Annotated in this window: 10 protein-coding genes; all 10 read right to left on the bottom strand. The window is 69.8% G+C overall.

All coding sequences use genetic code 11. From position 1 onward, the window contains the following. A partial coding sequence (locus AC1DW3_RS21475) for a putative bifunctional diguanylate cyclase/phosphodiesterase (protein WP_477934672.1) occupies positions 1-2,078 on the bottom strand: 2,078 nt, incomplete at its 3' end. Positions 2,079-2,212: 134 nt separating this feature from the next. Next, entirely contained in the window at positions 2,213-3,589 is a 1,377-nt protein-coding gene (locus AC1DW3_RS21470; RefSeq protein ID WP_477934670.1) for a sulfatase family protein, read from the bottom strand. A 171-nt stretch (positions 3,590-3,760) separates the two neighbouring features. Further along, positions 3,761-4,516 carry a hypothetical protein gene (locus tag AC1DW3_RS21465; protein WP_477934668.1) on the bottom strand — a complete coding sequence of 252 codons (756 nt, stop codon included), beginning with the start codon at positions 4,514-4,516 and terminating at the stop codon, positions 3,761-3,763. A 12-nt stretch (positions 4,517-4,528) separates the two neighbouring features. Further along, on the bottom strand, positions 4,529-4,969 hold the full coding sequence (locus AC1DW3_RS21460; RefSeq protein ID WP_477934676.1) for an ExbD/TolR family protein: 441 nt from the start codon (positions 4,967-4,969) through the stop codon (positions 4,529-4,531). A gap of 11 nt (positions 4,970-4,980) precedes the next feature. Then, the gene (locus AC1DW3_RS21455; RefSeq protein ID WP_477934666.1) at positions 4,981-5,403 is read right to left on the bottom strand and encodes an ExbD/TolR family protein; all 423 of its coding nucleotides are present in this window, start codon (positions 5,401-5,403) and stop codon (positions 4,981-4,983) included. A gap of 10 nt (positions 5,404-5,413) precedes the next feature. Then, positions 5,414-6,202 carry a MotA/TolQ/ExbB proton channel family protein gene (locus AC1DW3_RS21450; RefSeq protein WP_477934664.1) on the bottom strand — a complete coding sequence of 263 codons (789 nt, stop codon included), beginning with the start codon at positions 6,200-6,202 and terminating at the stop codon, positions 5,414-5,416. Between the two features lie 162 nt (positions 6,203-6,364). Further along, a complete protein-coding gene (locus tag AC1DW3_RS21445; protein ID WP_477934662.1) occupies positions 6,365-7,486 on the bottom strand; it encodes a sigma-54 interaction domain-containing protein in 1,122 nt (373 codons plus the stop codon). Positions 7,487-7,584: 98 nt separating this feature from the next. Beyond that, a complete protein-coding gene (locus tag AC1DW3_RS21440; RefSeq protein WP_477934660.1) occupies positions 7,585-8,373 on the bottom strand; it encodes an SDR family NAD(P)-dependent oxidoreductase in 789 nt (262 codons plus the stop codon). Positions 8,374-8,378: 5 nt separating this feature from the next. Continuing rightward, the gene (locus AC1DW3_RS21435; protein WP_477934658.1) at positions 8,379-8,915 is read right to left on the bottom strand and encodes a DUF3833 domain-containing protein; all 537 of its coding nucleotides are present in this window, start codon (positions 8,913-8,915) and stop codon (positions 8,379-8,381) included. Then, the gene (locus AC1DW3_RS21430; protein ID WP_477934656.1) at positions 8,912-10,195 is read right to left on the bottom strand and encodes an MFS transporter; all 1,284 of its coding nucleotides are present in this window, start codon (positions 10,193-10,195) and stop codon (positions 8,912-8,914) included. The genes AC1DW3_RS21435 and AC1DW3_RS21430 overlap by 4 nt, the downstream gene beginning before the upstream one ends. Positions 10,196-10,206: the final 11 nt, after the last annotated feature.

Below are 10,206 nucleotides of genomic sequence, written 5' to 3'. Positions count from 1 at the left end.
GTCCAGGCCTGCAGCGTCTCGGCTGCCATCGGTCGCGCCAGGAAATAACCCTGCAGTTCGTCGCAGTGCAGCGCCAGCAGGATGTCGCGCTGGCCCTTGGTCTCCACGCCTTCGGCGACGACTCGCAGGCCGAGCTCGTGGGCCAGTTGGATGACGGCGCTGACGATGGCCCTGGCGTCGGCGCTGGTCTCGACGTCGGAGACGAAACTGCGATCGATCTTGAGCTGGCGAGCGGGCAGCTGGCGCAAATAGCTGAGGCTTGAGTAGCCGGTCCCGAAATCGTCGATGGAGAGGAACACGCCGATGCGGGCCAACTGCTCGAAGGCGCGTTGGGTGCTCTTGATGTCCTCCATCGCGACGGACTCGGTGATCTCACAGAGCAGTTGCGAGGGCTCGACCAGGCTCCTGGAAAGTGCCGCTTCGATCCGTGCCGCCAGGTCATCCTCACGCAGCTGATGCACCGACAGGTTGATCGCCACGCGCATGTTCAGGCCGATCTCCGCCCAGGCGTGCATCTGCCGGCAGGCCTCGTCGATGACCCAGTTGCCCAGGCTGTTGATGAGGCCGAAGCGCTCCGCGATCGGAATGAACAGACCCGGGTTCAGCAGGCCGCGCTCTGGATGATTCCAGCGCAGCAGGGCTTCGACGCCACGGATCTGCCCATGCTGGCCGTCGATCTTGGGTTGGTAGTGGAGCTGCAGTTGCCCGTGTTCGATGGCATGACGCAGGTCGTTCAACAGATTGAGCTGCTCCTGCGCGCCTTCGTCCATATGCGTCTCGTACAGCGCATAGGTGCTGCCGCCGGCGCGTTTGGCCGTGTACATCGCGGCGTCCGCGTGCATGACCAGTTTGTCGCCGTCGCCGTGATCGGGGTAGGCGGCGATGCCGACCGATCCCGACAAAGCGACCCGCCGCCCACCGATCTCAAGCGGTGCTGACAAGGCCGCGATCAGGCGGCGGGCGAGGCTGACGCAGTCCACCAGACTGCTGACATCCTCCATCAGCAGCACGAATTCGTCGCCGCCGATGCGAGCCACCGTGTCGGCATCGCGCGCCACGGTGCTCAGGCGCGCTGCGACCTCCTTCAGCACCGTATCACCTGCGGCATGGCCGAGCGAATCATTGATCGGCTTGAAGCCATCGAGGTCGACAAACAGCACGGCCACCTTGCCGGCATTGCGCTCCGAGATCTGCTCCCCGGTGCGCGCGTGGCGCTGCAGCGCATGGGCCAGGCGGTCCTCGAACAGCATGCGGTTGGGCAGGCCGGTGAGCGGATCCTGGAACGCCCGCCGCCGCAACTCCTCATTGGCCGTTTCCAGCTTCACGTTCGCAACCTTCAGCGAGCTGCGCATGCGGGCATCCAGGGTCGACGTGAACAAGGTCATCGCCAGCAGCGCAACGGACGACACCGACACCACCATGCCGAGTTGCGGGCCGGCCAGCGCGTCCGCGCTCAGGCAGACCGTGCCGACCGGGAAACTCGCCGCCGCCATGCCCGTGTAGTGCATGCCGCAGATGGCGATGCCCATCACCAGCGCGGCCAACGGCTGGAAGATCATGCCGCGCCGGTCGCCCATCTTGCGCAGCCAGAAGAAGATCAACAACGCCGCCGCTGACGCGGCGACCGCGATCAGCGCCGATGCCGCGACCAGCAGCGGATTCCAGACGATGCCGGGCGACATGTCGAGCGCGGCCATGCCGGTGTAGTGCATCGCACAGATGCCCAGCCCCATCGCGATGGCGCCACCGGTCAGGCGGGGCCAGGTGAGCTCGCCATGACTCGCAACATACAGCGCGATGGCCGACACGGCGACCCCGGCGACCCACGATGCCACCGTGAGCACCACGGTATAGCCCAGCGCAATCGGCAGGGAGAAGGCCAGCATGCCGACGAAGTGCATGCACCAGATGCCGGTGCCCATCGCCAACGAGCCGCCAGCCCACCAGCTGACGGCGACACCGCGGTCGCGGGTGCGGACGCGCTTGGCCAGGTCAAGCGCGACATAGGACGCAAAGCTGGCAATCAGCAGCGATGCGGCAACCACCCACGGGGCATAGCTGGAAGACAGATATTGCATGGGCTGAGTGTTCGCTTCCCGGAGCACCGGACATCGGTGGGCGCCTGTGTAACTGTCAAGTTACGCGAACCCGCCACCGCGCCAACTCTACCCCGCTTGGCCGATGCGAACGATGCCCAGCGCGGCGCCCCCGCTCAGCCTCCCGGCCTGTCCGCCTGCACCTTCGGGCTGATCTTGTAGCTCCTCACGTCCTCCGTGATCGGCAGCATGGTTGCGTCCCAGGCCACCCAGTCGGCCCGCAACTGCTTCAGCCGCTCCGGCTCCCGCTCCGCCAGGTTGGCGCGTTCGCGCGGGTCCTGGGCGAGGTTGAACAAGAACTCGTTGCCATTGATCTGCAGATACTTCCAGTCGCCGTCGCGCAGCGCGCGCTGGGCGTTGGACTTGTAGCGCCAGAACAGCTTGCGCTCGACCGTGGCGGCCTGGCCGAGAACCTGCGGCAGCACGTTGGTGCCGTCGCTCGGATAGTCCGCCCGCGGCGCCGTGCCGGCCGCGGCAAGCAAGGTGGGCAGCCAGTCCATGCTGATGACGACCTGGTCACTCACCTGCCCGGCCTTCACACGCGCCGGCCAGCGCAGCAGCGTGGGCACGCGGATGCCGCCTTCCAGCAGTTCGGACTTCTGGCCGCTGAAGGGCCAGGTGTTGGAGAAGCGCTCGCCGCCGTTGTCGCTGGTGAAGACAACGAGAGTGTTCTGCGCCAGCCCTTGCGCCTCCAGCGTGGCCAGCACGCGGCCCACCGCCGCGTCCAGCGCGCCGACGATCTCACCGTACTTCTTCAGGCTGCCGCCGTCCGTGTGGTTGAGGTTCTTCAGCTGGCGCGACACGGGCTCGTCGCCTGGCCCCTCCCAAGGCCAGTGTGGTGCGGTGAAGTGCAATGACAGCAGAAAGGGCTCCTTCGCCGTCTGCTTGCGCAGGAAGGCCTGGCCGTGCTCGGCGATCAGGTCGGTGTAGTAGCCGGCCTTGTCGACGCGCACCTCGCCTTCGAAGAGATCGGGCGGCAGGTTGGCGCCGACGCCGGCCTTGTGGGTGAAGTAGTCCACCGCGCCACCGGTGTTGCCGAAGAACTCGTCATAGCCGCTCTTCAGCGGGCCGTACTTGGGCAAGGCGCCGAGATGCCATTTGCCGAACAGCGCGGTGCGGTAGCCGCGCGCCTTCAGCAACGACGGCAGCGTGGGGTGGTCGGGCGGCAGGCCGAGCTGGTCGCCGCCAACGGGTTCCTCCAGGCCGCCGCGCAGCCGGTACTGGTAGCGGCCGGTGATGAGGCCGAAGCGCGTGGCCGAGCAGACTGCCGAGTTGGCATAGCCATGGGTGAAGCGGATGCCCTGGGCCGCGAGCTTGTCGAGGTGGGGCGTGGCGTAGTCGCGCTGGCCGTAGATGCCGAGGTCGGCGTAGCCCATGTCGTCGGCCAGGATGAAGAGGATGTTGGGCGGTGCGTCAGCCGCACGGGCTGCGCCCGGCAGCAGGGCGAGTGCACCCAGGCCCTGCAGCAGGCCGCGTCGGGAATGAGATTTCATATTCAGTTGTTTGCGGCGCTGTTCTTCGGGCCGAGCGCCAGGCCGCTCCGTAGCCGGCCCGTCTGGCGATGTGCGTGCCGGTCGATCCGGCACGCATCGCCGTCCCCTCGGGGGACCGATCGGGCTTGCGCGCGTCCAGCGCAGCAAGACCGAGCGAGGGGCCACTTGACGTCAGGAAAAGATGACGGGGAGAGAGACCTGGATTTCGTCGGCGCCGCCGGCCGTGCAGCGCATGCGCTTGACCGCCGCCTGGACGTATTTGTGATATTCCTTCGGGCCCGACTGCGGCAGCACGTCGACCACCTGGTTGCCCCGGATCTTGATCAGCGTCTGCACCGTGCCCTTGAGGCCGACGCGGTCGATGGCTTCCTCCAGCGCGCCGGCCAGCACGGCTTCGTAGCCGGGGCAGGCCAGGCTGATCTCGCGCTTGACGATGGCGGGCGCCGGCGGCGGTGCGGGTGGCGCGACGACGGGCGCCGGCGCCGCGGCGATGACGACCGGCTCCTTGGGCGGTGCGGCCTGCACGACCTGGATGGGCGCAGGCGGCGGCGTGACGACGGGCACCACCTCGGGCGGCGGCACATAGGCCGGCGGCGGCACCACCTTCTGCACCGGCTCGATCTTGACGACCTTGGGCGGCGGCGGTGGTGGAGGCGGCGGCAGCACCTCGGGCAGCAAGGCCATGTCGATGGGCTTCCTGATCGCCTCGATGGCCTTGGACGCGAGGCCCGTGGTCAGGCCCCAGCCCAGCACGATGTGCAGGCCGACGACGAGGGCGATGCCGGTGCCGCGGTTGGCATTGGCCGGCGGCTTGAGCTGCGAGCGCAAGGGCGCGGCCGCGGCGAGAGGCGCCGGTGCAACGAGACGGCGTGGCGCGGGGCGGGTGTCGTCCAGCGTCAAACCGCCGGGCAAGAGAACTGCGCTCATGGATTCAATCTCCTACTTCGAGTCGTCCAGAAACTGTTCGCTGCCCGTCACGCCGAGCTTGGTCAGCCCGGCCTGGTGGGCTGCCGTCATGACGGCCGCGAATTCGTCGTACTTGGCGCCCGGCTGCGGGCGCACATGCACCTCGGGCTGGGTGGCCTGCTTGCCGGCAGCGTCGAGGCGCTCGCGCAGCACGACCTGGTCGGCGATGGCCTCGCCGTTCCACAGCACGGCGTCGGGCGTGATGTCCAGCCGCACGACTTCGGGCGGCACAGGCGGCGGCGCCGAAGGCGGCGCGATGGGCAGGTTGAGCTTGACGCTGTGCAGCTGCACCGGGATGGTGATGATGAGCATCACCAGCAGCACCAGCATCACGTCGATCAGCGGCGTGGTGTTGATGTCGGGCACGGGCAGGGCCGACGTGAGCTGGCGGCGCGCGCGGGCCGCCTTGCGCAGGGGTCCCGCGCTCACAGCGACCTCGCCGGCGGTTCGGTGATGAAGCCCACCTTGGCGATGCCGGCGCGCTGGGCGGCCAGCAGCACGCGGCCCACGGGGGCGTAGTCGCTGCCGGCGTCACCACGCACATGCACCTCGGGCTGGGGCTGCTGCTGGGCGATGCCCTTGAGCCGCTCGAAGAGGGCGTCCTTGCTGGCCACCGGCGCGTCGAACCAGTAGAGCTTGCCGTCGCGCGAGACCGTGATGACGACGTCCTTGGGCTCGCTCTCGCGCACCTCGTTGCGCTGCTTGGGCAGCTCCACCGGCACCGAGAAGTTCACGACCGGGATGGTGATGAGGAAGATGATGAGCAGCACCAGCATGACGTCGACGAGGGGCGTCGTGTTGATGGACGAGACAGCCTCGTCGGCGCCCTGCGCGATCTGGATGGCCATGACGCGCTGCTTAGGCCAGGGCCGGCGTCAGGCCAGCGGCTTGCGGCGCGCTGGCGGCGGCGGGCTCTTCATGGCCCGAGCCCAGCAGCACCGAATGCAGCTCGCCGGAGAAGTCGCGCACATCGTCCAGCACCAGCGCATTGCGGCGCAGCAGCGCGTTGTAGCCCAGCACGGCGGGCACGGCGACGAACAGGCCGATGGCCGTCATGATGAGAGCCTCGCCCACCGGGCCGGCCACCTTGTCGATGGAAGCCTGGCCGGCCACGCCGATGGCCGTCAGCGCGTGATAGATGCCCCAGACCGTGCCCAGCAGGCCGACGAAGGGCGAGGTGGAGCCGACGGTGGCCAGCAGGCTCAGGCCCGTGGAGAGCTGGCGCTGCACCCGCTCGGTGGCGCGGTGCAGAGACAGGTCCACCCAGTCGGCAAAGTCGACCTTGGCGCGCAGGCCGTGGTGGCGCTGCGTGGCTTCCAGGCTGGCTTCGGCGATGTAGCGGTAGGGGCTCTTCTCGGACAGCTTCTCGGCGCCCGCCTTGACGGTGCCGGCGCTCCAGAAGTCCTTCTGCGCGGCGCGCGCCTGTGCGCCCAGGCGGGCCTGCTGCAACAGCTTGGTGATGATGACGTACCAGCTGCCCGCGCTCATCGCCACGAGGGTGAAGAGCACGGCCTTGGTGACGGCGTCGCTGTTCGTCCAGACGGAGGCGAGGCCATAGGGGTTGTCGCCCTGGGCCTGGGCGGCACCGGCGGCGAGGAGCAGGGCGAGCGGCGCCAGGGCGCGACGGGCAAAGGTGGAGGCGTTCATCGGCGTGTGGGGGGGCTAGGGATCAGAGGGGCCGGGTCAGTGTGCGCAGCGCGCGGCGGCGCGCGAACTAAGCTTTTCGCGTTAGCTTATTTAGGGCACCCTGCGCGCTTACGCGCGATCCCGCCGGGCGGGAATGAGCACCTTCGGGCGGCCGTGCGGTGCTCATGCAGCGGCGTGAAGGCGCGCGTCCTGGCGCTCGGGTTCGTGCGCGATCTGCTGCACGGCGGCCGGGCGTGCGGGCGGCAGCAGGTCCAGCCGTTTCAGATGGGTGCGCAGCACATTGCGCGTGATGCCGAGCAGGGCCGCGGTATGCACCTGGTTGTGGTGGCAATGGCGATAGGCGGCGCGGATCAACGCGGACTCGACGCGGACATGCAGGGCCTGGGGCGCCTCGTCGAACAGCCGCTCGAAGACACGCTCCAGCACCTCTTCGTCATCGCCCGCCGCGGCAGGCAAGGCCACCGGCGCGGGATGCGCGCGCCCGATGGCGTGCAGCTGCAGGTCCTCGCGAGCAATGCGCTCGTCGCGGCAGATGATGAGGGCGTAGTGGATGACGTTTTCCAGCTCGCGGATGTTGCCGGGCCAGGCATAGGCCAGCAGCGCGTCGCGCGCCTCGGGGGCCAGGCGCACATCGTTCAAGCCGAGGCGGCGGCTGTAGACGCCGATGAAATGCTCGGCCAGGGCCAGGATGTCGCCCGGGCGCTGCGCCAGCGGGCTGAGCTGCAACGTCGCGACGCTGAGTCGGTAATAGAGGTCGGCGCGGAAGTGGCCCGCGGCCACGGCCTGCTCCAGCCGCACATTGGTGGCGGCCACGAGGCGCACGCGCACGTCGATGGGCTTGCGCGACCCGATGCGCACGACCTGGCGCTCCTGCAGCACGCGCAGCAGCTTGACCTGCACGGACAGCGGCAGGTCACCCACTTCGTCCAGGAACAGCGTGCCATCGGCCGCGGCCTCGAACCAGCCGGCGCGCGCGCTGGTGGCGCCGGTGTAGGCCCCGGCCTCGTGGCCGAACAGCTCGGCCTCGACCAGTTGCTCGGTGAAGGCACCGCAGTTCACGGCCAGGAAGGGGCCGCGGCGGCCGCTGCTGTTGTGGATATGGCGGGCGATCAACTCCTTGCCGGTGCCGGTCTCGCCAATGATGAGGACGGTGGCGTCGCTCGCCGCCACGCGCTCGGCCTGGGCCAGCAGCGCGCGCGAGGCCGGGTCGTCGAAGACCAGCGCCTTGGCGCGGATCGACAGCACCTGGTGCTGGGAGTCGGGGAAGGTGAGCAGGCGTGTCATTGCCCGGCACTCTAGGCAGCGCCTCCCAAAGAGGGAACGCCGCTTTGCGCAGATGGATATGCGCTCAGCGCGGGGGGCGCCCCCCCTAGCTTCTCAGTTCAGACGCCGGTCATGCGCCGCACGGCGGCGAAGTACCAGGCATCGGGCAGGCAGCGCAGCAGCCGCATCCAGGCCGTGAAGCGGCGCGGGAAATTCATCTCGAAGCGCCCCTTGGCCCAGCCGCGCAGGATGTGGCCTGCGGCCTCCTCGGGCGAGATCAGGCCGGGCATCGCAAACTCGTTGCCGGCCGTCAGTGGCGTGTCGACAAAGCCCGGGTTGACGATGGACACGCCCAGGCCGAGAGGATGCAGGTCCAGATAGAGGGTCTCGGCCAGGTTGTTGAGAGCCGCCTTGGTCGGCCCATAGGCCAGCGACATCGGCAAGCCGCGGTAGGCGGCCACGCTGCCCACCAGGCAGAGATGGCCGCGGCCTGCGGTGATGAGCGGTGGCAGCAGGGCGTCGAGCAGGCTCAGGACGCCGAGGTAGTTGACCTCGAGATGCCGCTGCATCTCGGCGCGATCAAGGGCGGTGGCACGCATCGGCTGGTAATGGCCGGCGCAGTACATCACCAGCGCCGGCGCGCCCTGGGCCAGGAGTTGCACACGCTCGGCTGCGGCGCGCATCTCGTCCGGTCGCGTGACGTCCAGCGGCAGCGCGATGCTGCCCGCATGCTCGCGCACGAAGGCGTCGAGCGCGTCACGCTGACGGGCCGAGACGACGACGCGCGCGCCTTGCCGTGACAGCGCCGCCGCCGTGGCCCGGCCTATGCCCGACGACGCGCCGATGACCCAGACCCAGCGACCTTGCCAGTCGGAAAGCGGTGGGTTGAGTGACCCGAACAGCGGCATGGCGTTCACGTCTTGGTGATGACCAGGGTCACGTCGCCCAGGTGCAGGCCGAACTTGCTCATGGCCGAGCGGTTGAGCACCGTGCGCGCGTCGATGAGGAACATCCAGTCGTCCAGCGTCACGTTCCAGACGCGGCCATCCACCGGCAGGGCCAGCGTGTAGGCCCAGCGGAAGGCATTGCCGGCACTCTCGCCGGCGGCCTCGCCGACGACGTCGTCCGCGCTGCCGCTGTAGCGCCCCTGGCCGAGGGCCTTGAGCCGCCAGACGCGCCGCTGCGTGCTGCCGTCGCTGTACTGGAAGCGCTCGTCGAGGACGCCGCTGTCGCCCTCCCAGCGCCCGCTCATCGTCACCGTGAAGCGCTTGACGACACGGCCGGCGCGGTCGGTGAAGATGCCCTTGGCGGTCAGCTCGCCGTTGAGGAATTCGCGCAGCTCGATGGCAGGCCGTTCGCTGGCGTAGTCCTGCACCTGCGGGCCCGCGCAGCCGGCCAGGCTCACGGCAAGGGTTGCAGCCAACAGGCTGCGGCGTGGGATGGCATTCATCCGCGTTCCTTCCAGGTCGGGTTGAGGCGCTCGGCGCGCCACAGCGCTGCAGCGGCGGCGAGCTTCAGCAGGCAGGGCAGGCCGCCATAGGCCCAGGCCAGGGCCTGCAGGCCCGCCGGGTCGGCACCCCCGCTGCGGTAGCCCAGCGCCGCGAGCAGCGGCAGGGCCAGGCCGGCGGCCAGCGCCAGGTTGAGCTTGGTGGCACAGGTCCACCAGCCGATGTAGACCCCCTCCTCGCGCTGGCCGGCGCCGCCGCGGTGGATGACGCCCGTCAGCAATGCGCCCGGCAGCGCCAGGTCGGCGCCCAGGGCCAGGCCGCTGCACAGGCAGATGACGGCGAAGGCCGCACCGTCGCCGGCGCCCAGCAGCGGCGCGGCGGCGAAGGCCAGCACATTGGCCAGCATGCCGGCTCGCCACACCGGCGACAGCCCCCAGCGGCCGGCGGCGCGCACCCACAGCGGCAGGCCGAGCACCGCGGCCCCGAAGTAGGTCAGCAGCAGCGGCGCCTGCCAGTGCGGCAGTTGCAGCCGGTCGGCGATGAAGAAGGGCAGCAGCGTGGCAGGCACGGCGCCGGCAATGCCGTTCAGCATGAAGACGGTCAGCAGTTGGCGGAAGGCGGCGTGCCGCCATGGCGAGGCCGCGGGCGCAGCCGCCCCCGGCTCGGGGCGCGGCGCGGCCGCCATGCCAAGCCGGCTCAAACCCAGCAGGCCCGCGGCCAGCAGCAGGGCCAGTGCGAGGCTCGTCATCGTCCAGCCCAGCAAGGCCGGCAGCGCACTGGCGAGCAGCACCCCGGTCAGCGTGCCGGCCTCGCGCCAGCCCGTCACCCGCGCGCGCAGCTCCGGCCCGCCGCCCCAGCGCGTGCCCCAGCACTGGTGCACGATGCTGACGCCGCTGTAGGCCAGCGTACACAGCAGCAGCGCCGGCACCAGCCAGGCCAGCAGCAGGGTCGGCGCCATCGACGGCGGCAACCACAGCGCCGCAAAGGCTGCGGCCAGCACCACGCTGCCCAGCGCCGCCGCAGCCCACGCGTTGCCGCGCCGGAACAGCGCGTCGGCCACACGCCCCAGCGCCGGGTCGACAAAGGCGTCGAGCATGCGCACGCCCAGCATGACCAGGCCCAGCGTGGCGAGCGGCATGCCAAAGGCCGACGCGTAGTGGTAGGGCAGGTTGACGTAGAGCGGCAGGGAGACGAAGGCCAGAGGCACGCTCAAGGTTGCATAGGCCATGCCGCGGCGCCAGCCGAGGGCGGGCGGGGCAGCGGCGATGGCGGATACCGACATGGCGGGCGAGC

It is taken from the genome of Roseateles sp. P2_H4 (assembly GCF_056403315.1).
The sequence above is the reverse complement of the archived record's forward strand: the minus strand, read 5'-3'. Positions and strand labels throughout refer to the sequence as shown.